Source organism: Duganella sp. Leaf126 (genome assembly GCF_001423125.1).
GTDB lineage: Bacteria > Pseudomonadota > Gammaproteobacteria > Burkholderiales > Burkholderiaceae_D > Rugamonas.
In genome coordinates, this window is sequence record NZ_LMNW01000036.1 from 1 (window position 1) to 24,099 (window position 24,099).

Genomic DNA, 24,099 nt, shown 5'->3' on the forward strand with positions numbered 1-24,099 from the left:
GCGCCGGCACAGCTTCAGCAATGACTTGTCGCCAGTCGAATATGAAAAGCAGTATTTCCAGCGGCTTGCGAGTGTCTAGAAAACTTGTGGCGATTCAAACAGTCTTTCTCAGTCAACGAACCAAGCTTGCCGTTAAAGTACCAATCGAGCGCACGAAGTACAGTTGACTTGCCGGCTCCATTCGGCCCGATGAATGTTGTGACAGAATCGAAGGGGATCATCACGTCTTTCAACGTGCGGAAGTTCTTGATACGAACGGATTGAATTTTCATTTCAGGTTCTAGCTCCTTGTGTCTTTTGCCAGACGATGCCACAAAGGATAGCATCTTGCTCATCTGAAAAATACATGGATTCTCACGTCTGCAAATCTGATGTATATGATGAATAATCAGACTGCGGCTGGACTGATTCAGTAAGTAGTGTGCGGGGTGATGTGGTGACGATTCCCAACTAATCCGCAGCGCAAATTGGCTTGGGCCTAATAGCCGAAGTGTAGTGGTCTAATGTACCCGGACACTGATTTAGGCGAGAATGCTCGCCATGGAGAGGTGTTTGATGAGCAAGCAAAGACGTACATTTTCCCCTGAGTTCAAGCAGCAGGCAGCATGCTTGGTATTGGATCAGGGATACAGCCACGTGGAGGCCAGTCGATCGATCGGCGTCGGAGAATCGCTGATGCGCCGCTGGCTCAAGCAGCAGGCAGCATGCTTGGTATTGGATCAGGGATACAGCCACGTGGAGGCCAGTCGATCGATCGGCGTCGGAGAATCGCTGATGCGCCGCTGGGTTCAACAGCTTCAATTGGAGCGACAAGGCGTCACGCCACAGGGCAAGGCGATYACGCCGGATCAGCAACGAATACAGGAACTCGAGGCGCGCATTGAACGTCTCGAGCGGGAGAAATCTATTTTAAAAAAGGCTACCGCGCTCTTGATGTCGGAAGGAATAGAACGTACGAGGTAATCGATGAGATTTGTGGTGACGAATCAATCGAGTTGATTTGCGCGGTGTTCGACGTCGCGCGATCATGCCTGTATGCACATCGGGAGCGCGTGCGACACATTGATGTTGAACGCGTGGCATTACGTAGCCGCGTCCACGAGCTGTTCGTTGAGAGCCGCAGTTCAGCGGGGAGCCGAAGCATCATGGACATGATGCGCGAGGAAGGCACGGCCATTGGCCGCTTCAAAGTTAGTCGTCTGATGGAGGAGTTGGGGCTRGTCTGCAAACAACCTGGCAGGCACGCCTACAAGCRGGCCACGGTGGAGCGGATCGACATTCCGAATCATCTCAACCGTGAGTTCACAGTGGAGGCGCCAAATCACGTCTGGTGCGGCGATATCACCTATGTTTGGGCGCAGGGGCGATGGTATTACTTGGCTGTGGTGTTGGATTTGTTCGCTCGCCGAGCGGTGGGCTGGGCATTCTCGCTACGGCCCGATGCCGACCTTGTCGTGCAAGCGCTGGAAATGGCCTTCGAGCAGCGCGGTCGCCCCCAAGGGCTGCTGTTTCATTCGGATCAGGGTAGTCAGTACGCCAGCCGAAAATTCCGTCAGCGATTATGGCGCTATCGGATACAACAAAGTATGAGCCGTAGGGGAAATTGTTGGGACAATGCCCCGATGGAACGGCTGTTCCGCAGCTTCAAAACGGAGTGGCTGCCGTCAACTGGTTACATGACGGCACGAGAGGCACAACGGGACATCAGCTATTACCTGATGCACCGGTATAACTGGATACGACCGCATCAGTTCAACCAGGGACTGGCGCCGGCTGTCGCCGAAGAAAAACTTAACGTAGTGTCCGGGATGGGTTGACCACTACANGTATAACTGGATACGACCGCATCAGTTCAACCAGGGACTGGCGCCGGCTGTCGCCGAAGAAAAACTTAACGTAGTGTCCGGGATGGGTTGACCACTACAGTGTTGTGCAATCGGTTTGCCTTTCATGCTGCGAAGGGTGAATTGAAGTCGTTTGCACGTAGCTTTCACGAGGCCAAACGAAGCAGTCTCATGCACCAATACATCCCCAACTTCGACACGACATCTATCGATGATCAGCGTGAGTTGCTTAAGTTGTATGGGATGGAAAACGTCGATACCATGACCGATATGCAAACCAACCGGGCGTTTAAGCGGCGAATCAGACGCGAGACTTCCGATCTCGAGCAGGACATCGAGGGCGGTTCGCGCGGCTGAACGGCTGCGAGCGCTGAGCCTATAGGCGTCTCTTAAAACTCTGTTTCATTTGACAGTTTGTATCAGATAAAGCCTGAGCCAGCTGAGCTAATGCTTGGGAAAATTTTGCATCGCCCGGCCTCGACCAACTATATTTCCAGGTTCCATCGCGCACCCTACTAACTTGCAGGTTCCGACCAACTTTTCTTTGTGTTCTCGGGCCAATGAAATCAAGTACTTAACCTTCGTGATCCCGACCAACTTTATTTGCTCTCATCACGCTGATTGAATGTTCGTTGCCGAGATCGACGTCGCGATACCGCACTCGCAACTGCTTAGCGCCAGCCCTGCAACCACAGGCTGCTGTCGTTCAGCTCGCGCCAGCGCACCTCGAAGCTACGCCGCGTCAGCACCGCTTCCATGGTAATCATGTCGACCTCGGTGCCGGGGACGTCGGGCTTGATCACAGCGGTCACGATGAAGTGCTTCTCCCGGTTGGTCGGGGTGACCGCAGTCCATTTGCTGCGCAGGAGTTTGTCGGGATTGAGGCGCAAGGCGTTGCGCATGGTTGGAGCGGACATGGTGTGTTTCAGCGCGGTAGGTAAGTGCCGGGTGCGCGGCCAGAATAGCCAACTCCTTGGCCTGCGCCAGCTGTTCCAGCGCATCATACAGCAGCGCGGTGCGGTGTGCCGCCTGGCCAAGGTGTTCCGGCAGCCAGCTATCGTCATTGCAACGCACTGTGCGCCGTACTGCGCGAAGGGATGAGCAGCGTCGTCCTTCGCAAAGATGGTATGCGGCCGGGTTTTGCACGATCACTGAGGCATTGTTCTCCGACGCCCGATGGCATACCAGCATACTACCTTTCCAGCGTGACCTCCCTCACGTTCCCGCCGAGACTTTGAATGACAATCATGTCTTCAACAGTCCTCAAGAAATCTGGGATCGTTTCGGCCTCTCCCGCGGCGAAGCACCTCTTCAGACAGTTGGCACGCATCGCCATCATCAACGGCTCGGATAAAGCTCGCACCGGGGCAGCTCGATGCTTCGTTAAATGCTCTGCAGCAGGTACAGGTTGGTGAAATTGCGGTAGCAGACCAAATTCTCCGGCACTCACTCCGGTATCGCCCCCGTCACCAACAACAAATACGCCATCGCCCCCAGAAACGCAATCGCCGCTCCTGCCAGCAGGGCCGGCACGAACGACCAGGTTTGGGCGATGTAGCCGGTCAGTATCGGCGCCAGGGCACCACCCAAAAAGCCGCCGAAATTCTGCAGGGCGCCGAGCGAGGCCACGCGGCCGGGCGGTGCTGCCACCGTGGCCAGCGACCAGGCGCAGGCCGATGAGGCGTTGGCCAGGAAGATCACGACCGCGATGCAGGCCACGGCAGCCAGGTTGTTGTCGACCAGCGCGGCCGGTATGGTGAACACCACCATGCCCAGCGTGGCGACCACCACCGCGTTGCGCCGGCCCGCTACGGGCGACGCTGCCGTGCGCGCCACGCGGTCGGAAGCCCAGCCGGCGATCAGCGCGCCGGCAAAGCCGCACAGGAACGGTACCGATGCGGCGATGCCCGCGTAGGCCAGGTCCATGTGGCGCTCGGTGCGCAGATAGCCGGGCAGCCACGTCAGAAACACCCAGTTCAGGTACACCGAGCCAAAAAAGCCGAACATCATGCCCCAGGTAACGCGGTAGCGGAACAGCGTCAGCCAGGAGGAGGAAGCGGTCGCCGTGACAACGGTCGCCGTGAACGCGGTCGCCGTGAAAGCGGTCGCCGTGAAAGCGGTCGCCGTGACAGCGGCCGCCGGCACTCCGGGGGCCGGCGACTCAGTGGCCGACAACTCGGTGACCGGCAGTCCAGCGGCCGGGAACCCGTTCGCCGGGAACCCGCTTGCCGCTGCGGCAGGCGTCACCTGGTGCGAGACGTCCATCGCCTGCCCCGCCAAGTAAGTCCTCTCGTCGGCGCTCATGGTTGCCGGCACCGGGTCGCGGTACAGTGCCACCCACACCAGCGCCGCGATCAGGCCCATGGCGCCGGTGATGAAGAAGGCCCAGTGCCAGCTGGTCGCGGCGATCAGGGGCGCCAGTATCAGCGGCGCCAGCGCCACGCCCAATGGCGAGGCCGAGTTGTAGATGCCGGTCGGGGTGCCGCGGGCGTGTGCCGGGAACCAGTTGCTGACCACGCGCGCCGCTGCCGGAAACTGCGGCGCTTCGCCGAACCCGAGCACGATGCGCGCCAGCACGAAGTAGCCGAACGTGGCTGCGAAGCCGCCGGCCGCCTGCGCCAGCGACCACACCACCAGTCCGCTGCCGAGCAGCCAGCGCGGACCGATCCGGTCCACCAGCGCGCCCACCGGCAGCTGGCATAGTGCGTAGCTCCAGGAGAACGCCGACAGCAGCAGTCCCATCTGCCCCAGCGACAGACCGAGGTCGGCGCGGATGTATTCATTGGCCACGGCCAGGGTGGCGCGGTCGAGGTAGTTGATCACGCCGCAGATGACCAGCAGCAGCAGGGACAGCTGCTGGCGGCGGCGGATGCGCACGGGCGTCTCGTTATCGGTCTGTTTCATGGGGAGCGAGTATAGCCGCAGCGCGCAAGCCGGTCGCCAAGCCGTTAGCTCCCGCACAGACCCTCCCGCGCAAATCCGTATCCTGAACCTTTTCACTTACTCCGAAGGAGATCCGACATGGGCATGCTGAGCAACATCTTCCACAAAATTTTCCCGGCGTCGCACCCGGTCATCGCCGAAGCGCCGCAAGGCACGACCGTGCCGGCGCCAGCCAATCCTGCTGCCGTGCCTGCCGCGCCCGCATCCTCAGCCGTGCCTGCTGCGGAAACCACCGCCGCGCCGGCCAGCGTCCACCTGTCGGAAGTGGATGTGGAAGCCATCCTCAACGGCAAGGCGCAGCAGGCGGGGCAGCCGCTCAACTGGCGCACCTCGATCGTCGACCTGCTGAAATTGCTCGACCTCGACAGCAGCCTGCAAGCCCGCAAGGACCTGGCGCAGGAACTGCATTACAGCGGCGACACCGGCGACTCGGCCAAGATGAATATCTGGCTGCACCGCCAGGTCATGAACAAGCTGGCCGAAAACGGCGGCAAGGTGCCGGCCGACCTCAAGGACTAGAAGTCCGCCAGCCTGTTCGACAGCCTTGATTGGCGTGGGCGCCGTTATGTCGCACCGGCGCATGGCAGCCCCGATGGCGTATCGTCACGGCCAGCGTCAAGGCGGACCCAGGCTGTCGACCCGCAGACTGTAACTGCCGACCTCGGCCGCTGGCCGTTACCGCCGGGCCAGCGCCACGATCGCCGCCGCCAGCGCATCGACATCGTGCGCACGCGTGTACACGTGCGGCGTGACCCGTACGATTTGCTCGCTTCCCAGCTGGCGCACGACCGTGAAAATGCGGTGGTCTTCCAGCAGCCGTCGCGCCACCTGCGCTGCCGACAGACCGTCGATGCCGAAGGCGGCCAGCGCGCAGTGGCGCTGCGGATCGCTGGGCGTATAGAGGCGCACACCGGGCACGTCGCGCACTGCATCCATCCAGCGCCGCGCCAGCCAGCGCAGGCGCGCTTCCTTGTTGGCCGTGCCGATCTGCGCGTGGAAGGCCAGTGCATCTTCGATCGCCATCACCGGTGCCGGCGGCACGGCGCCGACGTGACCGAGCTTGTCGATATCGTCTGCCCGGTGGCTGCTGTCGGCGTACAGCGGCGCGATATCGGCGATCCGTTCGCGTGCGATGTAGAGCAGTCCCGTCCCCAGCGGCGCACCGACCCACTTGTGCAGGTTGAACACGGCAAATTGCGCACCCAGTTGCGGCACCCGGTAGTCGAGCTGCGCCAGCGAGTGGGCGGCATCGACGATCACATCGATGCCGCGCGCGCGCGCCATGGCGGCCAGCGCCGCCACCGGCATGATCTGGCCGGTGCGATGCACGATATGGGTCAGCAGCAGCACCCGCGTGCGCGGCGTGATCGCGCACGCATAGGCCGCCACGATGGCGGCATCGCTGACCGGGTCCAGCGGCACATCGACCGCCACCGCGTGCACCCCGCGCCGGGCTGCAAGCTGGGCGACGATATCGAGTGCGCTGTCGTAATCGTGGTGGGCGTAGACGATGGCGTCGCCGGGCGCAAAAGGATAGCCCTGCAGCACGATATTGAGCGACTCCACGGCACTGCGCGTGATCAGCAGTTCTTCGGCCTCGACGCCGGTAAATGCCGCCAGTGCCCGGCATACCTGCGCCAGCCGTTCCGGCCAGCGCTCACGCAGGAAATAACTGTTCTCGACATCCACCTGGTCCTGGTAGCGGCGCAACGCAGCGCGCACCGGGTTGGCCGGCATGCCGAAATAGCCGTTTTCCAGGTTGATGAAATCGGCGCAAGGCGCGTAATGTGCGCCGATGGCATTCCAGAAGACGGAATCGTCGGCGGCGACGGTGGCAATCGAATGTGGCAATGTGAATTCCCTGAGCTGACAGCACCGGTGGCGCGGTATGGCATGCAGTGTAAGCGACATAACACCGGCACATCAAATGAAAATGATGTCGGAATCGTACGATTTCGCCAATTTCTCGTTTGCTGAAAAACCAGCAATTTATTGTTTATATAAAATATACTATATAAATAGTATTAATAGTATAAATAATATGTATTGTTTTTAACGGTGCACCTGCGGCGGCTGCTGCTTGCCCGGCATGCGCCCGGCAAGTGGCAGCAGCAGAGTGTCCTCGTCGGCCTCAGCCCCGGCGCCTGCCACACCCGGAGTTTGCCGCAGATTAAACGCGTGCCGGTGACACAGCCACCATGCCGCTGCGTCGGGCCAGCACCAGCGCGCCCAATGCCAGGCCGAGCAGCAGCGACAGCCAGGCGCCCGGTTCCGGCACGGCCGTCAGCGCGTCGCCGGCGCCCAGCACGTAGCTGAAACCGTAGATGCCGCCGTTGAACGAGAACCGCACCAGCAGATCCAGCGTGCTGCCATCGAACACGCCCAGGTCGATGACCCTGTCGGAGAAGAACAGCGCCGCCTCGCCCGGTGTCGTAAAGCTGCCGGCCACCAGTTCGGTGGCGCCGTTGCTGACCGAGAAGGTGAAGTTGGCGGTGTCGTAGTCGGAGCGGAACGGCAGCCCCAGGCCCAGCAGCAAATGGCGGCCGGCCGTGAACGGCACACCGAACTGCGCCGTGCCGGTGAACGGGAAGAACAGCGCCCCCATGGTGCCCGCGCCCAGCAGCTGGGCATCGGCGAATGCGGCCGCGATGGCGGGCGAGGCGGTCAGCAACGGCGCCAGCGAAGCCCGGTTCGGCAGCGCGCTGGCGTACGACGCCACCATGCCGACGGTGGCATCGGGCGTCCACGGTCCATATGCAGGACCGCCAATATTGGCCGCGCTGTAGGCTTCCGGCTGGTAGCCGTTTGCCGGCTGGGCAGTACCGGCGGTGGCGACCACCGAGGCGTCCCGGCTGGTGTCGCGGTAGCTGCTGCGGGCCAGCACCTCGCCGCCGCGAAAGCTGGCCTGCGCATGGGCGCGCGCTTCGGGCGCCAGCCGCGCCATGGTCGGCGGCGGCAGCGGCGCAGCGGGTGCGCGCGATACCGAGGCCTGGGCGACGGCCGAAGCCGGTTCCGTATTGCCAAAGCGGCCGCTGCCGGACATGGCGACCGCGTCAGCGCTGGCATGCCAGGCCGAGGTAGCGTCAGCACGCGCGACAGCGGGTGCGCCCGGATTGAAAAAGGCGCCGCCGCCATTGGCGGTGGCCCTGGCCGCTGCACTGTAGTTGGACGCCACCGTGGCGCGCGCCGTGGCGCCGCCGCCCTGGTCGCCGCCGTAGCCGCCGGTGGCCAGCGCCGTGCCGCTGACCCGGCCGTACCCGGCCACCGTCACGCTGGCGTCGGCGCTGCCGCCCGGCCCCGAGAAGGCGCCGGTACCGGGCCGGCCGGCTTGCGCCGTGCTGCTGGCGGCAATGACTGCGTTCCAGCTGCCGGCGCCTGGCGCGGTACCGGTGAGCGGCATGCCGAGCGAAACAGTGCTATCGGCGTCGCCGCCCGCGCCGGGCGTGCCCGAAAGCGGGTCGGTGAAGGGATTGCCAGCGCCACTGCCGCCGGCGCCGCCCGTGGCGGTACTGGCCACGTTGACGGCCAGAGCACCATCGAGACCCTTGCTGATGGTGGAGCTGGCGTTGCCGCCGCGTCCGGCGAAGCCGAACACGGTGTCGCCGCCGGCACCGCCGGTGGCGCTCTGTACCAGCACCAGGGTGGTGCTGCGGGTGTTGGCCGCGCTGCTGGTGGTCGCTGCGGCATCCCCGCCCCGGCCGCCGTAGGCGTAACGGGCGTTCTCAGCATCGAGGTTGGCATGGCCGCCGGCGCCGCCGGTGGCGTGCACCGCCTGGCGGTAGGCGGACAGCGTGGCATTCGGATTGCCGATGCCGGCCGTGGCCAATGCATCGCCGCCTCGGCCGCCCATGGTGCCGTCACCGGTGGCGTCCGCTCCCCGGCCGCCGGTGGCGAGGGAGCGTACCTGCGCCGCACTGCGGCCGGTGGCTATCATCGTCAGGTTGCTCAGTGCCGCGCCGCCGTCAGCGCCGTTCTGTACGCCCGTGGAGCGGCCGCCCTGGCCGCCGCGAGCTTGTGCCACGCCGTCCACCACCGCTGCCCCATTCTTGCCGCTCGCGCCGCTGCCGCTGCCATAGCTGCCGCCTTTTCCGCTGCGGTCGCTGCTGCTGCTGCCTTTTCCGCTGGCGTTGCTGCTGCTGCTGCCTTTTCCACTGCCGGCGCTGCTGCTGACATGGCTGCCGCCATGTCCACCACTGCCGCGTCCGCTGCTGCCATTGCCGCCGTTTCTACCACCACCACCGCTGCCGATGACATCGCTGTTGCCGTTTCCGCTGCCGTCGCTACCACCGCTGCCGCTACCGCCGCCGTTGCCATCACCATTGCTGCCGGCGTGACTGATCAATACCCCGCTGGCGAAGGCTGCGCCACCGGCGCCGCCCGCCGCACCGGCCCCGGTTGCGGCGCCGCTGCCGGGCTGGCCTGCGTTGCCACCGGCTCCGCCGTCGGCGGTGACGGCCAGGCTGCCGCCGGTGGCGGGCGCCGTCACCGACAACTGTGCCGAGGCGCGGGCCCCGGCCCCGCCGGCGCCGGCTGCACCACCGGTCTGGCCGGTCATGCCGTTGGCGCCATTGCCGCCCTTGCCGCCGGCGCCGCCTTGTACCACCAGCAGGTTGGTCGGATCGGCGCCGAACAGCCCATACGTCGCCGGTGGCGCGGCGCTGCCGGCGCTACCGGGCGCGCCGGGCGTGGCACCAGCCAGGCCGCTGCTGCCGGGCGGCCCCTGGTAGACCACCTCCACCGCCAGCGCGTTGCTGCAGCAGGCGGCGCCAACCAGCGCCAGCCAATGCAAGCGCGCGCGCACACCGGTTCCGAGGCCGGTCCACCCGCGCGCGCGCACCGTGCTGCGCGGCTGCTGCAATGGCAGGGATGGACTGTGGGCGTACGTTGAAGGAGATGACGAAGACGAAATGGATGAAGCAGATGAAGCAGACGAAAGCGGCCCTAAGGCCTGACGGTTGCATGCCATGATTGCCTCCCTGAAGTGGGAGGCCGTGCACCGATGCCAGTGCGATCGCGTGTCAGCCGCCCGTAGCGGCAATTGTAATCAAGGTTTTTTCAGGATCGACCGTTTGTTGCACCCGAAGACACAAGGCCGATCATAAAAACAACGCCGCACGGCGGCAGCTTTTCCTGGCGGCTAAGCTTCGCTCCACTGGCGCAACAGGTTGTGATAATGGCCGGTCAGTCCCACCAGTTCCGGGCAGTCGCCGAGGCGCGCGCGCAGGCTCTGGATGTTCTGGTCCAGCTCGAACAACATGGCGCGTCGCAGGTCGTCGCGCACCATGCTCTGGGTCCAGAAGAACGAACACACGCGCGCACCGCGCGTGACCGGTTCCACGCGGTGGATGCTGGTGGACGGATACAGGATCAGGTCGCCGGCAGGCAACTTGACCTCGTGCTCGCCGTACACGTCGGTGATGATCAGCTCGCCCCCATCGTAGTCCTCGGGGGCGCTCAAGAACAGCGTGCTCGAGACGTCGGTGCGCACCCAGGCGCCGCTGCCCGGGAGGCGGCGCATGGCGCCGTCCACGTGGGCGCCGTAGTGCTCGCCGCCGGCATAGCTGTTGAACAGCGGCGGTATCGTGCGCAGCGGCAGCGCGGCAGCAAAGAACAGCGGATGGTTCGCCAGCGCCGTCAGTATCACCTGGCCCAGCTCGATGGCCAGCGGCGAGGTGTCGCCGAGCTGGCGGTTACGCTTGACCTGGGCGCCCTGGGCGCCGACCGTGGTGCGGCCATCGACCCAGCCGGTGGTGTCGAGGCGGGCACGCATGGCAGCCACCTGTTCGCGGTCCAGTACGCCAGGGATATGCAACAACATACACAACTCCTTCCAATGAAAAAAGCCCCGCCGGTGGGGCGGGGCCGATCAGTCTGGGCGATGCTCAGAACGTGATGTTGGCCGTCAGGCTGCCCGACAGCGGCTGGCCCGGGGTGTAACGGTAACCGGACTTGTTGATTGCCGCAACATAGTTCTTGTCGGCGATGTTGTACACGTTCAGGCGCAGATCGACGTGCTTGTTGATCCGGTAGCTGGCCATGGCGTCGGCCACCCAGTACGAGTCGATGTAGGCCGGCGTGCCGACCGCGCCGTCGGTGCCGCGCAGCAGCTTGTCGTTGAAGCGCACGCCGCCGCCGATGGTCAGGCCGAACGGCAGGGTGTACGAGGTCCACGACGTGAACGACTGCTTCGGCGTGTAGGCCAGGTAGACTTCGCCGTCAGCCGCCACTGCGCGGCCATTGGTGACCTTGGCCGACATGCGGGTATAGCCTGCGCTGACCAGCCAGCCACGGGCGAGTTCGCCGGTGACGCCCAGTTCCACGCCCTGGTTGCGTTTCTCGCCGGTCTGGAAGTAGGTGCCGGTGGTGGCGTCCTGCTCGACTTCGTTCTTGACGGTGGTGCGGTACAGCGCGGCCGACAGCGACAGCTTCTGCTTCAGCAGATCCCACTTGCCGCCGATTTCATAGTTGGTGGTTTCCTGCGGATCGTAGTTGGGGTTGGCCGCACTGTTGGCGCTGGCGCTGAGCGAGAAGTTGGTGCCGCCCGGCGGGGCTTTCGAGCTGGCCGCCAGCGCATACACGCTGCTCTCCGGCGTCAGCTTGTACAGCGCCGACAGCTTGCCGTTGACCAGCGTGTCGCCGACCTTGAGGTTGGTCGCGGTACGGGTGCCGACCGGTATCGTTTGCGGCGTGGCCGTGCCCTGGATCGCCACCGCATCGTAGGTGGTGCTGTAGTGGTCCAGGCGCAGGCCGCCATTGACGATCCAGTCGCCGAACTTGGCGGTGTCGAACAGGTACACGGCCTGGGTGTCGGTGTTACCCACGGCCTGGGCGCCGTTACGGGCAAAGGCGACGTTCTGCGGCGTGGTCGGATCCGGATGGTAGATGCTGGTGCGGGTCAGGCCGGTGCTGCCGGGCAGGGCCGCGATGGTGTAGTTGGTTTGCTTTTCGGTGATGAATTCCAGCCCGGCCACCAGCGTGTGCTTGACTGCGCCGGTGCCGAATTCGCTGGTGACATTGGTCTGGTTGGTCAGTACCTTGTTGCTCTGGTCCTTGAAGGTCATGTTGGTGCGCGCCATGGTCCAGGTGTCGGGGGCGCCGGTGACGACCAGGTTGCCGGAAGTGGCCATGAACGCCGTCAGCAGGTAATCCTGCTGGTTCTTGCCGTAGCGCGTGGTGTTCTGCAGCTTGACGCCGTTGGCGAAGTCGTGTTCCAGGCGCGCCGTGAACTGGTCGGCGGTGACGTTGTCGTGGTCGAGCGTGGAGCCGTAGAAATTGCGCGAACGGACCGGGGCGGCCGTGGTTAGCGGCGCCAGGCGCACGCGGTCGGCGGCAGCGGCCGCGATCGAGTTGGCCGTGGTGCCCGGCGCCAGGTATGGCGGGGTATAGCCGGGCAGGCCGATGGTCAGCACGCCGCCGTCGGGAATATTGTCCTGCTTGACGTGCAGGTAGTTCAGGGTGAAGCGGGTATCGCTGTTGAGGCCGAATGCCAGCGATGGCGCCACGGCCCAGCGCTTGTTCTTGACCACGTCGCGCGCCGGGTTGTCGCTGTCCTGCGCCAGCACGTTGAGGCGGAAGGCGCTGACGCTGTCGGCGTTGATCACCTGGTTGAGGTCGGCAGTAGCGCGCTTCTTGCTGGCGCTGCCGACGGTCACGGAACCGAGATAGGCGTTTTCCAGCTGCGGTCGCTTGCTGACCAGGTTGACCGAGCCGGTCGGTGCGCTGCGGCCGTTGTCGGTGCCGGCCGGACCCTTGAGCACGTCGATCTGCTCGATGTTGAAGATGTCGCGCGTGATCGAGCCCACGTCGCGCACGCCGTCCACGTAGATGCTGCCCGAGGTATCGAAGCCGCGCATGAAGATGGCGTCGCCGGTATTGGTGTTGCCGTTTTCGCCGAGGAAGAAGGCGCCCACGCCCGGCGTGTTGCGCAGCGCTTCGGTCAGCGAGACCGCGCCTTGCTGTTCGATCAGTTCCTTCTTGATCACCGTGAGGGTCTGGGCCGTGTCCACCAGCTTTTCGGTGTACTTCGCCGAGCTCGCGCGCTCTGCCTTGAATGTTTCTTCGGCGGTGCCCTGCACCGTCACTGCGGGCAGGGTCTGCGGCGTCTGCGCCAGCTCGTCGGCAGCGGTAGCGGCGTGGGCTGCCACCGGCAGCAGCATCGCGGCCAGTGCTGCGCTCATGTGTTGACTCATGTGTTTGTTCGAGCGCGACGGTGCGTGCTTGCGGCTCTTGATACGGCTTTCGGTCATTACAGAATCTCTCGTTCAGGTTGGGCGGCTGTGCCGCTTTGTTATTTGATAAACGTGAGAGATTGTAACGATTAATCGCCGATCAGTAAATGCGAATTATTATCAATAGCGTTTACTTGTGGTGTTTCTGTAATTTTTTGTGGGTTTTCTACTGTCCATCGTGCTGAAGCGAAAGCCAGGCGCGGGCCTGTTCCAGCGTGGCCTGCAGCGCCTCGCGTACGGCCTGGCTACTGGCGACAATCGCGGCCTGCTCGGCGCTGGCGATGGCATCCTCGGCATCCTTGGTAGCCTGGATCAGGCGCCGTGCGCCGAGCACGCCCACCGCACCGCGCAGACTGTGGAACTGGCGGGCGGCGTCCGGCAGGCGACCGTCGGTAATGGCGCGCTCGGCCTCATCGGCCGGCGTCATGCCGCCCGCGATGGCGCCGCGCACCATCTTCAGCATCACCGCCCTGCCCTTGGCGTCCTTGCCCATTACCCGCATCAGCTTGTCGACGTTGAACACGTCGGCTTCGCTGCCGGGCGCCGGCGCGGTCGCTGCCACCAGCCTGGCCGCGACTGCCGGTGGCGGCGACAGTGGCGGTGGCAACGAGGCGGACGATGGCGACGACAATGAAGACGACGACGACGACGACAACGACGACGACGGCATGACTGAGGCCGGTGCGGCAGACGGCCGTGCGGCGCCGCTGCCGCCATTGCCGTCACTGCCGCCGCCACTGCTCCTGCTGCTGCTGCCGCTGTTGTCAGCGCCGCCGCCACTGCTCGTGTCGCTGCCACCGCTGTTGTCAGCGCCGCTGCCACTGCTCGTGCCGCTGTCGCCGCTGTTGTCAGCGCCGCCGCCACTGCTCCTGCCGCTGCCGCCGCTGTTGTCAGCGCCGCTGCCACTGCTCCTGCTGCTGCTGCCGCTGTTGTCACCGCCACTGCTACCGCCACCGCCGCTGCCGCCGTGACCAGGCTGGTGGTGGTCGGGACCACCGGGCGCAGTCGGCGCGGCAGCCGGTTTTTTCGGCAGGTGCCGCAGCAGCACGGCCACCATCTGGTCGGCCTCGATCGGTTTCGGGATGAAGGCGGTCACCCCGACCGTCACGCTGCGTTCGCGCTCCGTTTCCAGCACCCCGGCCGTCATCGCCACGATCGGCAGCGTGAGCTTGAGTTCCTGGCGCAGGATGCGGGTGGCGGTAAAACCGTCCATCACCGGCATCTGCATGTCCATCAGCACCGCGTCGTACTCGGCCTGGCGCGTGCTCATGCGGTCTACCGCCTGCTGGCCGTCGTCCACCACGTCCACCGTGGCGCCGGCCAGCTCCAGCATGCCGCATGCCACCGCCTGGTTGGCGGCATTGTCTTCCACCAGCAGCAGCCGGCAGCCGGCCAGCGTGCCTTCGATACCGTACTCGGACGCCGTCTGTACGCCGCTGTCGCCGCTGCTCACCAGCACTTCGTGCAGCGCGTCGAACAGGCTGGAACTGGTGATCGGTTTGACCAGCACCACGTTCACCTCGGGCGCTGCGGAAATCGCCTGCAGCCGGTCGCGCGCAAACGCGTTGACCATCACCAGCACCGGCTGGCCGCCGCCGGGGGCGGCAGCGCGGATGCCGCGCGCGGTGGCCAGTCCGTCCATGCCCGGCATGTGCCAGTCGGCCAGCACCGCGTCGTACGGTTGTTGCGCGTCCAGGCTGGCGCGGAACATGGCCAGCGCCTCGGCGCCCGACGCTACTTCGTCGGCTTGCCAGCCCCAGGCGCGGATCAGCCGTGCGATCAGGGCGCGGCTGGTGTCGCTGTCGTCGGCCACCAGCAGGCGCAGGGCGCCAAGCGCGGGCTTGCGCCGTGCCTCGGGCGGTGCCGGCAGCACCTCGAACGGCAGCGTGAACCAGAAGCGCGAGCCCTGCCCTTCGCTGCTGCTGACGGCGATCTCGCCGCCCATCAGCGCGATCAGGCGGCGCGTGATGGCCAGGCCCAGGCCGGTGCCGCCGAAGCGCCGCGTGATGCTCTGATCGCCCTGGGAAAAGGCGCTGAACAGCTGGCCCAGCTGCTGTTCGGTCATGCCCATGCCGGTGTCGCGCACCTCGAACTGCAGCCGCACCGTGTCCGGGCCCGGCGCCGGCCCGGTGGCCAGCGCGACCGACACCACCACTTCGCCGGCCGCCGTGAACTTGATGGCGTTGCCGGCCAGGTTGACCAGGATTTGCTGCAGCCGCAGCGCGTCGCCGCGCAGGTGGCGCGGTACGTCCGGATCGACTGCGATCGCCAGTTCGATTTCCTTGTCGCCCGCGTTCATGGTCATGGTGGTGGCCAGCGACTGCATGGTGTCGTCGAGGTTGAACGCCACCGGCGCCAGCGCCATGTGGCGCGCCTCGATCTTGGAATAGTCGAGCACGTCGTTGAGGATGGCCAGCAGCGACTGTCCCGACACCCGCACCATGTTCAGGTACTTGCGCTGCTGCGGTGTCAGCTCGGTGTTGCCCAGCAAATACACCATGCCCAGCACCGCATTCATCGGCGTGCGGATCTCGTGGCTCATGTTGGCGACGAATTCGCTTTTCGCCCGGTTCGCCGCTTCCGCGCGGTCGCGTTCGCGCTCGAGCTCTTCGGCGCGCGCCGCCGCTTCCTGGCGCAGTCGCTGCGGCTCGGTAACGTCGGCGATCACCGCCAGTACGCGGGTGCCCTGGTCGGTGCGCACCGCACTGAGGTTGATCTCGACCGGGAACTCGGTGCCGTCGCGGCGCCGCCCGTGCAGCACGGCGCCGCCGCCCATGCGCAAGGGCTCGGCGCTGAGGCGCTCGGCAAAAAAATGCGCGCGGTGGGCGGTGTGGCGCGCGCGCAGCGGCGCCGGCACCAGCAGCTCGACCTCGCGGCCGAGCAGCTCCTCGCGCGGGTAGCCGAAGCAGCGCTCGCCCTCGCGGTTGACGGTCTCGATGCGGCCGTCCATGCCCACCACCAGGATCGCGTTCGGGGCGTATTCGAGCACGCTTTGCAGGCGCTGGTCGGCGGCCTGCCGTTCGTGCATCAGGTGGTTGAAGGCGGTGGTCAGCTGGCCCACCTCGTCGTCGGCGTGCGCCGGCAGCGGCACATAGCCGGCGGCAGCCGGCACGCCACGCAGCGCGGCGATGGCGTCGCGCAGCCGGACCAGCGGCGCCAGCAGGCGGGCCGTCAGGCTGCCGATCAGGATCGCCGTCAGCAGCGCAGCCAGGCCGCTCCACAGCAGCAGACGCGCCAGCACACCGTCGAACGCCTCGTAGGCTTCGGTGGCCGGCAGCGACATGCCCAGCACCCAGTCCACCGATTTCAGCATCTTGTAGCTGTTGAGAACCTCGCGGCCTTCGGTATCGATGCTGTCCATGGTGCCCTCGAAACCGTCGGCCAGCGCGCGCGTGGTCGCGTCGTTGAGCTGGCCGCCGCGCGGTTGCAGCAGACGGTTGGGATCGGGGTGCAACACGTACACCGGCCGCGGGCCGCGCGTGAGGGCGAAGTAATAGCCGCTGGCGCCCACGGTGGCATGGCGCAGGTGGCCGAGGAAGTTATTTTTGTACAAGCGCAGCACGCCGGACACGATGCACACCACCTCGCCGCGCTCGTCGAGCACGGGGGCGATGATCTGGACGATCGGTTCGCGCTGGTACTTGCCCAGCACCGGCTCGGTAATCATCGGCTTGCGGTTGTACATCACCTGCTTGTAGTAGTCGCGGTCGGACACGTCCATGCCGGTGCGGCCCGGCACGGCCGGCAGATCGGCGATCGCCTTGCCCTCGGCGCTGTAGATCACCAGCTCGTCGAACAGGGCCAGCATGGCGCGGTCCTGGTAGTAGGCGCGCAAGCGTTCGGGCGACGTGCCCAGCTCGGGCGGCTGCTTGCGGGCGGAAAACGCCACCAGGTCCAGCAGCGTCATCAGCTTGTCGTCGAGCTCTTCGGCGGTGCGGCCGATCAGCGCGGTTTGCTGGGTAAACAGCACGCGCGCAAAGTCCTGTTTCACCCGTTGTATCTGCGCCACGGTGACCAGGGCGATCATCAAGATCGAGGTGACACTGGTCGCCAGTGCAACTTTCGTCTTGATGCCGAGTGGTTTCATGTCGTCCTTGTCCAGGGCTGCGGGTGAAAAACCATTAGTTGTAGGAATTTTCCTATCAAAGTTCAAAAGTGGCAACAGCGTTGCGTAGGGCACACGATTCAATTGCGCGTGACTTGCACGCATGAGCTGCCATGGCGCAAGCGCAGGCTTTGCTTTAGGATGCACTACCCTCCGCAACTTGGCGTGGGGTAAGTTAACGGGTTTTTTTTACATCGATCTGATGCCAACCGTCCTGATGACTGCGACCGCTGTGCTGCTGGCCGGACTGGCTGCTGCCCCCGTGCGTGCGGCGCCCGACCCCGACCGCTGGCATACGCTGGCGCCGGTGGTGTTCGAGCACCTGTCCCCGGCGGAGCGCGATTTCCCCGGGCCGGTCGTGATGAGCGTGGTCCAGGACAGCGACGGCTTCATCTGGCTCGGCGCCCAAACCGGACTCGGCCGCTGGGACGGTTACCGCATGCGTAACTTCTATTTCGACGCCAACGATCCGCATGCGCTGCCCGGCGATTTCATCCAGACCCTGCATGTCGACCGCCAGGGCCGGCTGTGGGTCGGCACCAGCACCGACGGGCTGGCCTGGTATGACAAGCAGCACGAACGGTTCGAGCGGGTGGCGGTGGGCGCCCTGTCCAGTCCTTCCATCCATGCGCTTGCCAGCGATGACCAGGGAGGATTATGGGTCGGCACCTTGGCCGGCCTCGATTACGTGGATGCCGCCGGCGTGGTGCGGCACCACCCGCGCCCGGCGGCGGCGGGCGATCAGCGCGTCAACCAGATCCGCTCCCTGCTGCGCACTGACGACGGCGTCTTGTGGATCGGCTCGGACGCGGGGCTGGCGCGGCGCATGCCAGACGGCCGCATCGACGATATCGCCGGCGTCGGCGACGCGGTCCTGGCGCTGACCGCCGGGCCGCAGGGCGGCGTGGTGTTCGGCACCTTTCACAGCGGCGTCGGCTTTGCCGGCCAGGACGCCGCCACGGCCGGCGCGCGGCTGCTGGCGCTGGCCGACCCGGGCCGGCGTCAGGCCATGGTGCTGTCGCTGGTGGCCACGGCGCCCGGCCAGTGGTGGGCCGCAACGTACGGCGACGGCGTGATCGAATTCGACACCAGCGGCATCCGCCGCCGCATCACGCACCGGCCGGCAGTGGCGGTCAGCCTGGCCAGCGACCGGGTGGCGGCGCTGTGGCGCGACCGCAGCGGGCTGGTGTGGGTCGCCAACGAGCGCGGGGTCGATACCCACGATCCGCGCAACCGCACCTTCAGCACCATCTTCGACGGCGTCGGCTTGCCGGAGATTTCCGCCTCGGCCTTCATGAACGACAGCAGCGGGCGCTTGTGGGTGGCGCTGGCCGACCAGGGCATCGACCTGATCGCAGCGGACGGCAGCCGGCGCGCCGGCCTGCGGCCCGATCCGGCGCAGCCCGCCACCGCCCTGCCCGGCAGCCTGGTCCTGGCCATGACCGAAGCCGAGCCGAACGAGGCGTGGATCGGCACCCTTGGCGGGCTGTACCACACAAGCGGCCTGGGCAGCCGGGTACGGCAGGTGCCGCTGCCCTACCAGGAGCCGCTGCCGCGCATCGGCAGCATCCTGCGCCGTGACGGCGAATTATGGCTGGGCACGCCAAACGGCCTGCTGCGCTACGATCCGCGCGCCGCCACGGTCACGGCCTACCACCAGGGGCCTGCCGCCAGCGGCGCCCTCACCGACAGCCGCATCACCGCCCTGCTGGCCGCGCCCGAAGGCAAGCTGTGGGTCGGCACCCGCAACGGCCTGAACCTTCTCGATCCGGCCACCGGCCGCGCCGAGCAGATCGCGGTGGCGCCCGCGCGCAGCGACGGTTTGCCGGCGGGCCTGATCAATGCGCTCGCTTATGATGGCCGCGGCCGGCTGTGGGTGGCCAGCAACAGCGGCGGCATCGCCATCCTCGACGGCCGCACTGCCGACGGCACGCCGCGCTTTCTGCGTCTGGCGCTCGGCAACAGCCTGCCCGGCAGGGTCGCCAGTTTCCTGCGGCGCGATGCCAGCGGCCAGATGTGGGCATCGGGCGGCAACGGCATTGCCCGGATCGATCCGGAGACGCTGCGCGTCGCGCTGTTCGGGCGTGCCGAAGGCCTGGTGTTCCAGGCCTATTTCGGCGGCGCCGGCGCCGGCACCGCCCAGGGCGAGACCGTGTTCGGCACGTCGGGCGGCTACGTGGTGGCGCAGCAGGCGCCGGTACAGCGCTGGACGTATCAGCCGCAGCTGGCGGTCAGCAGCGTCGAGCTCGACTACCGCCAGGTGGCAGCCGCGCCGTTGCTGGCAGCAGGCAGCCGCGGCCTGGAAATCCCGGCCGGTACCCGCAATGTCAACATTGAACTCGCCTCGCTCGACTATTCCGCCAGCAGCCGCAACCGTTATGGGTTTCGCCTCGAAGGCTACGACCAGGACTGGGTCGAAGCCGATGCCAGCCACCGCGTGGCCACCTACGCCAACGTGGCGCCGGGCACCTACCGCCTGCACCTGCGCGGCAGCAACCGCGAAGGGGTCTGGAGCCCGCACGAACTGACCATGACGCTGCACTTCCTGCCGGCCTGGTACCAGACCTGGTGGGCGCGCACCGGCGCGGCGCTGGGCATCGTGCTGCTGGGCTGGGGACTGTACCGCTGGCGCATCCGCCAGCTCGAGTCCGCGAAGATCCAGTTGCAGCACGAAGTGCGCGCCCACACCCGCCACCTGGCGCGGGTATATGCCATCGTCAAGTCGATCAACGACCAGCTCGATGTCGATGCGCTGCTGCAGACCATCCTGCGCGAGTCCAGCACCATTGGCGTCGTCAGCGGCGCCTGTGCACTGATCCGCGCGCCGGGCGCCGAGCAGTTGCAGGTGCAGGCCAGCTGGCAGCGCGGCCCGGTGGCGGCGGGCGCGGCCATGAGCCTGGCCGAGGCCCGAGCGCTGCTGGTCGATGGCGCCGAGACGGTGATGGCGGGCATGTACCTGAGCCAGGGCGGCACCGTGCTGGCCCTGCGCATCGGCAGCTGCGAGCAGGTGCAGGGCTTTCTGGTGTTTGCCCAGCAGCAGCCGTTCGCCGCGGCCGACCTGGACATGTTCAAGGCGCTCAGGGAACCGTTCATCTCGGCCTTCCAGAAGGCCGATGCGATCCGCGCCATCGAGCAGGCGCGCGCCGATGCCGAGGCCTCCACCCGGGCCAAGAGCCACTTCCTGGCCAATATCAGCCACGAGATCCGCACCCCGATGAACGCCATCCTCGGCTTTGCCGGCCTCGGTGCGCAGCTCGACCTGGCCGCCAAGCCGCGCGACTACTTCCACAAGATCAACCGCGCCGGCAAGAACCTGCTCGGCATCATCGACGACGTGCTCGATTTCTCCAAGATCGAGTCCGGCAAGCTGACACTGGAAAGCGTGCCGTTCGACCTGGCGGACGTGCTCGAGCAGGTGGCGGACCTGTTTTCGTGGCGCGCGGCAGAAAAAGGCCTGGAACTGGTGGTCTGGGCCGCGCCCGATGTGCCGCGCCGCCTGGCCGGCGATCCGCTGCGGCTGGGCCAGGTGCTGATCAACCTGGTCGGCAATGCCCTCAAGTTCACCGCGCGCGGCGAGATCGCGCTGCAGGTCACGCGGGACGCCGGTGCCGCTGCGGACCGCCTGCGCTTCAGCGTGACCGACAGCGGCGTCGGCATCAGCGCCGAGCAGCAGCAAGCGCTGTTCCACGCGTTCAGCCAGGCCGACAGCAGCACCACGCGCCTGTATGGCGGCACCGGGCTGGGACTGGCGATCTCGCAGCAGCTGGTGCGCGCCATGGGCGGCGTGATCGGCGTCGAGAGCACGCCGGCGCGCGGCAGCCGTTTTGATTTCGCCATCGCCTTGCCCGGCCTGCCGGCGCATGACGGCGACCCGCCAGCCCTGCTGGCGGCGCTGGCCGGCACGCGGGTGCTGGTGGTCGATGACAGCGCGATGGTGCGGACCATGTTCGACCAGCAGCTGCGCGACGCCGGCCTGCTGGTGACCACCGCCGCCTCTGCCGATGCGGCAGCAGAGGAAATGGCGACGCTGGCAGCGCCGGTGGACGTGGTGGTGCTGGACTGGGACCTGCCGGCGACCGAGGGCGGCGCCATGGTGCAGCGGTTGCGCCAGGCGCGCGGGGCACCTGCGATCGTGGTGATGTCGGCCGAATACGGCCGCGAGGCAGCCATGCGCAGCGCCGGCCAGCTCGGTATCGAGCACTTCCTGGCCAAGCCGGTCAGCCGCCTGCGCATGCTGCGCACACTGGCGCAGGCACTGGGCCTGGCCGCCACCGCGCCGGCGCTGCCGCCGCCAGCGCGTGCGTTGTCGGTAGCGGCGCAGCGCCTGGCGGGGGCGCGCGTGCTGGTGGTCGACGACAATCCGATCAACCAGCAGGTGGCGCGCGAGGTGCTGGTCGGCGGCGGCGTGCAGGTGGACCTGGCTGCCACCGGCATGGAGGCCGTGCGCATGGTCGAAGCCGGCCGGTACGACGCGGTGCTGATGGATATCCAGATGCCGGAAATGGATGGCTACGAAGCCACTGCGCTGATCCGTGCACGGCATTCGGCGGCGCACCTGCCGGTGATCGCCATGACGGCGCACGCGGTGCCGGGCTTTCGCGAAAACAGCCTGGCCATGGGCATGAACGATTACATCACCAAGCCGGTCGAGCCGGAACGGCTGTTCGAGGTGCTGGCCGGCTGGATCGGCGGCCGCGCAGCACCGCCGTCGCCGCCGGCACCGCAGGACGGCGCGGCATCGTCGTCGGCGCGCGGTCCGGCGCAGGCATCGGGGCACGGCCCGGTGCAGGGTCAGGGATTCGAGCACGGCGCGGTGCAGGGGCCGGCATTTGAGCACGGCCCGGAGCAGATGCAGGGTCAGGGGCAGGGGCAGGGGCAGGGCAGCGCGAGCGTGATCGATACCGGCGCTGCGCTGGCGCGCCTGGGCGGCAACCGCCCGCTGCTGGCGGTGTTGCTGCAAAAATTTGCGGAGGAATTTGCAACGCTGCCGGCGCAACTCGCGGCCGCGATCGCCGACGGCCATCCCGACGATGCAGTACTGCTGGCGCACAAGGTCAAGGGCGCGGCCGCCAACTTGTCGATGGGCGCATTGCACCAGTGTAGCGACGCCCTCGAATCGCGGTTGCGCAATGCCCCGGACCAGGTGGCCGACGCGCTGTCGGCATTCGATGCGGCATTGACGGCGGTCCTGGCGGCGGTGCGCGACCATCTGGCCCGCGACAGTTAAATGCGTTGTAAAGGGCAGCACGTTCGCGGTAGCATGAGGACGTACCGCGTTGTCTTTATCCACCCCTTATGGAGCAACCGATCATGAAAAAAACTGTCGATCAACTCAGCGCCATGCTGGCAAAGCTGGCCACCGATGACGATTTCCGCGACCGCATGCTGGGCGATCCCGTGCGCACCCTGCGCGCGCTCGGCATCGAGCTCGATCCGGCCAAGGTGCCAGCCGCGCGCACCCTGCCTGCCAAGCAGCTCGTCGCTGCCGACCATGCTGCGCTCGAAAGCAAGCAGGCCGGCGAACGGTCGATGGTGCTGTTCCTGCTGTCGGGCATCTCGACCGCGCGCCTGGCTTCCTGAGGTCGCCCGGCTAGGCGCTTGCCTGGCCGAGTCCCGTTTCACCATAGCGCAGTTCCACCATCTCGCGCGCGCCGGTCGTGGCCACGCCACAGCCGCACACCGCGATCACCGCGTGGCGCAGATGGTCCAGTCCCAGCATGTTCTCGATATCGATGTCGTTGATGGCGGCCGTGATAAACGCCGGCAAGCCGGCTTCCGCCGCCAGCAGATAAAACGTCTGCGACAGGTGGCCGGCGTCGAGCGACATGGCGCGGTAGGCTTTCTGGTGATTGCGGTACTTCCAGAACGAGCGCTCCACCCGTCCCACCATCACCACCTGCAGCGCCGCGTCGGCCAGCCAGTGCTGATCGGCCACCATCTGCATTGCCAGCGCTGCCGCCTGCTCCGGCGTGGCGGCGCGCAGCGGCAGCAGCGTGTTGTCGAGCGGATGGTAGTGATACAGGCCCGGCGCCAGGCCGGCGACCCGCTGCACCAGCACGAAGGCCTCGACCGGATGCAGGCCGCCGCCCGACGGACTGGTCTTTTTCAGGACGTTGGCGTGCGGGCCGACGTGGCGCAGCTCCTGGGCGCCGAAGGTGCGCTGCAGCAGGCGCGCCGCCACCGCCAGCGGCAGGCTGGCGCCGGTGTCGTAGTTGCGTCCCGTGTAACGGCGCAGCAGCACCGCGTCCAGTACCCCGGGCTCGGCCGCAGGCAGCGGCACCGCCGGCGCGCTGCCCGTCACCTGCTGCACCGGCGGCGGCGGATTGCCGTGGCGGGCGAGCAGTTCGTCAAAGCTCGGCGCTTCCATGCCGGTATCGCTGCGCACGTCGCGCCAGCGCGAGAACGTATGGGCCAGCGCCGCCAGCGGCCGCCAGTGCTGCGCGCGCAGGGTCTCGTCGCGTGCGCGCAGGATGTCGAGCGGACCGGCGCCAGACTGCTCCTGCTGGCTTGCTTGTTCCTGTTCCTGTTCCTGCTGCGCCTGCGCCAGCAGCAGGCCATGGCCCAGCAGCCGGTCCACGACGGCGGCGTCGTGGTGCCGCAGGACAGTGTCGCGCTCGGTCCAGACCGAAGCGCCGACAGCGCCCAGGGCCGCCAGGTCGGCCGCATCGACCTCGATCTCGCGGTCCAGGTGGGGCGCCAGCGCCAGCCAGCGGGTGCTGGCCGCCAGCGTGCTGGTGCCGGCAAACAGGGCGGCCCAGTCGATGTCCAGTTCTTCGCGGGGTTCGAGGTACAACACGGCGCAACGGCGTAGCTTCATGGTCATCATCTCTTGTGCGGGTGTGCAGGAATCGGCAACAACGGCAAGCAGTCTAGCGCATCGGCCGGCCGCACGACGGTGCATGCTGCCGGAATATTTTTTCCCCGCTGTTACTGGCATCGTGCAAGTGTCGAAAGCACGGCAATACCCCCAGGCGATGCT

At 66.4% G+C, this 24,099-nt stretch carries 13 protein-coding genes and 1 pseudogene; 5 read left to right on the plus strand and 9 right to left on the minus strand.

Annotation, left to right across the window (positions count from 1 at the left end; genetic code table 11):
• Window positions 1–98 precede the first annotated feature (98 nt).
• A pseudogene (locus ASF61_RS23030) lies at window positions 99–272 on the minus strand (AAA family ATPase); the annotation flags it as partial.
• A gap of 283 nt (window positions 273–555) precedes the next feature.
• Here ASF61_RS23030 and ASF61_RS21465 point away from each other — a divergent pair.
• Window positions 556–1,817, plus strand: a protein-coding gene (locus ASF61_RS21465; RefSeq protein WP_156369692.1) for an IS3 family transposase whose coding sequence is annotated in 2 segments (ribosomal slippage) — window positions 556–910 and window positions 910–1,817 — 1,263 coding nt in all. Because the reading frame shifts where the segments join, the coding sequence is not laid out codon by codon here.
• 198 nt (window positions 1,818–2,015) lie between these two features.
• The gene (locus ASF61_RS21470; RefSeq protein WP_056160760.1) at window positions 2,016–2,201 is read left to right on the plus strand and encodes a hypothetical protein; all 186 of its coding nucleotides are present in this window, start codon (window positions 2,016–2,018) and stop codon (window positions 2,199–2,201) included.
• Window positions 2,202–2,515: 314 nt separating this feature from the next.
• On the opposite strand, the gene ASF61_RS21475 is transcribed toward ASF61_RS21470, so the two are convergent.
• Together ASF61_RS21475 and ASF61_RS21485 are read right to left on the minus strand one after the other, a co-directional pair.
• The gene (locus ASF61_RS21475) at window positions 2,516–2,761 is read right to left on the minus strand and encodes a TIGR02450 family Trp-rich protein (protein WP_229205965.1); all 246 of its coding nucleotides are present in this window, start codon (window positions 2,759–2,761) and stop codon (window positions 2,516–2,518) included.
• Between the two features lie 529 nt (window positions 2,762–3,290).
• On the minus strand, window positions 3,291–4,748 hold the full coding sequence (locus ASF61_RS21485; RefSeq protein WP_056160767.1) for an MFS transporter: 1,458 nt from the start codon (window positions 4,746–4,748) through the stop codon (window positions 3,291–3,293).
• Between the two features lie 117 nt (window positions 4,749–4,865).
• Here ASF61_RS21485 and ASF61_RS21490 point away from each other — a divergent pair, with 117 nt between their 5' ends.
• Window positions 4,866–5,306 carry a DUF3597 domain-containing protein gene (locus ASF61_RS21490; RefSeq protein WP_056160769.1) on the plus strand — a complete coding sequence of 147 codons (441 nt, stop codon included), beginning with the start codon at window positions 4,866–4,868 and terminating at the stop codon, window positions 5,304–5,306.
• Between the two features lie 156 nt (window positions 5,307–5,462).
• Here the strand turns inward: ASF61_RS21490 and ASF61_RS21495 are convergent, their stop codons facing one another.
• The 5 genes from ASF61_RS21495 to ASF61_RS21515 form a co-directional block, all read right to left on the minus strand.
• A complete protein-coding gene (locus tag ASF61_RS21495; protein WP_056160770.1) occupies window positions 5,463–6,638 on the minus strand; it encodes an aminotransferase class V-fold PLP-dependent enzyme in 1,176 nt (391 codons plus the stop codon).
• A 319-nt stretch (window positions 6,639–6,957) separates the two neighbouring features.
• Window positions 6,958–9,588, minus strand: coding sequence for a PEP-CTERM sorting domain-containing protein (locus ASF61_RS21500; protein WP_156369684.1), 2,631 nt, complete (start codon window positions 9,586–9,588; stop codon window positions 6,958–6,960).
• A 336-nt stretch (window positions 9,589–9,924) separates the two neighbouring features.
• A complete protein-coding gene (locus ASF61_RS21505) occupies window positions 9,925–10,605 on the minus strand; it encodes a Fe2+-dependent dioxygenase (RefSeq protein ID WP_056160774.1) in 681 nt (226 codons plus the stop codon).
• Window positions 10,606–10,669: 64 nt separating this feature from the next.
• A complete protein-coding gene (locus tag ASF61_RS21510) occupies window positions 10,670–13,033 on the minus strand; it encodes a catecholate siderophore receptor Fiu (RefSeq protein ID WP_056160775.1) in 2,364 nt (787 codons plus the stop codon).
• Window positions 13,034–13,181: 148 nt separating this feature from the next.
• Window positions 13,182–17,102: a response regulator gene (locus ASF61_RS21515; protein ID WP_229205966.1), complete on the minus strand. Its 3,921-nt coding sequence runs from the start codon at window positions 17,100–17,102 to the stop codon at window positions 13,182–13,184.
• A gap of 235 nt (window positions 17,103–17,337) precedes the next feature.
• On the opposite strand from ASF61_RS21515, the gene ASF61_RS21520 reads away from it, so the two are divergent.
• Together ASF61_RS21520 and ASF61_RS21525 are read left to right on the plus strand one after the other, a co-directional pair.
• The gene (locus ASF61_RS21520) at window positions 17,338–22,347 is read left to right on the plus strand and encodes a response regulator (protein ID WP_056160777.1); all 5,010 of its coding nucleotides are present in this window, start codon (window positions 17,338–17,340) and stop codon (window positions 22,345–22,347) included.
• Window positions 22,348–22,430: 83 nt separating this feature from the next.
• Window positions 22,431–22,700 (plus strand): NHLP-related RiPP peptide, encoded by a 270-nt coding sequence (locus ASF61_RS21525; RefSeq protein ID WP_162242017.1) that lies wholly within the window; start codon window positions 22,431–22,433, stop codon window positions 22,698–22,700.
• Window positions 22,701–22,710: 10 nt separating this feature from the next.
• On the opposite strand, the gene ASF61_RS21530 is transcribed toward ASF61_RS21525, so the two are convergent.
• Complete coding sequence (locus tag ASF61_RS21530) at window positions 22,711–23,937, minus strand: putative peptide maturation dehydrogenase (protein ID WP_056161094.1); 1,227 nt, start codon at window positions 23,935–23,937, stop codon at window positions 22,711–22,713.
• Window positions 23,938–24,099: the final 162 nt, after the last annotated feature.

Bases quoted from the DNA above. Each gene is read 5' to 3' on its own strand.
- ASF61_RS21515 (WP_229205966.1), bottom strand. From the start codon at position 17,102: ATGAAACCACTCGGCATCAAGACGAAAGTTGCACTGGCGACCAGTGTC.
- ASF61_RS21510 (WP_056160775.1), bottom strand. From the start codon at position 13,033: ATGACCGAAAGCCGTATCAAGAGCCGCAAGCACGCACCGTCGCGCTCG.
- ASF61_RS21485 (WP_056160767.1), bottom strand. From the start codon at position 4,748: ATGAAACAGACCGATAACGAGACGCCCGTGCGCATCCGCCGCCGCCAG.
- ASF61_RS21530 (WP_056161094.1), bottom strand. From the start codon at position 23,937: ATGAAGCTACGCCGTTGCGCCGTGTTGTACCTCGAACCCCGCGAAGAA.
- ASF61_RS21520 (WP_056160777.1), top strand. From the start codon at position 17,338: ATGACTGCGACCGCTGTGCTGCTGGCCGGACTGGCTGCTGCCCCCGTG.
- ASF61_RS21475 (WP_229205965.1), bottom strand. From the start codon at position 2,761: ATGTCCGCTCCAACCATGCGCAACGCCTTGCGCCTCAATCCCGACAAA.
- ASF61_RS21490 (WP_056160769.1), top strand. From the start codon at position 4,866: ATGGGCATGCTGAGCAACATCTTCCACAAAATTTTCCCGGCGTCGCAC.
- ASF61_RS21470 (WP_056160760.1), top strand. From the start codon at position 2,016: ATGCACCAATACATCCCCAACTTCGACACGACATCTATCGATGATCAG.
- ASF61_RS21525 (WP_162242017.1), top strand. From the start codon at position 22,431: ATGAAAAAAACTGTCGATCAACTCAGCGCCATGCTGGCAAAGCTGGCC.
- ASF61_RS21505 (WP_056160774.1), bottom strand. From the start codon at position 10,605: ATGTTGTTGCATATCCCTGGCGTACTGGACCGCGAACAGGTGGCTGCC.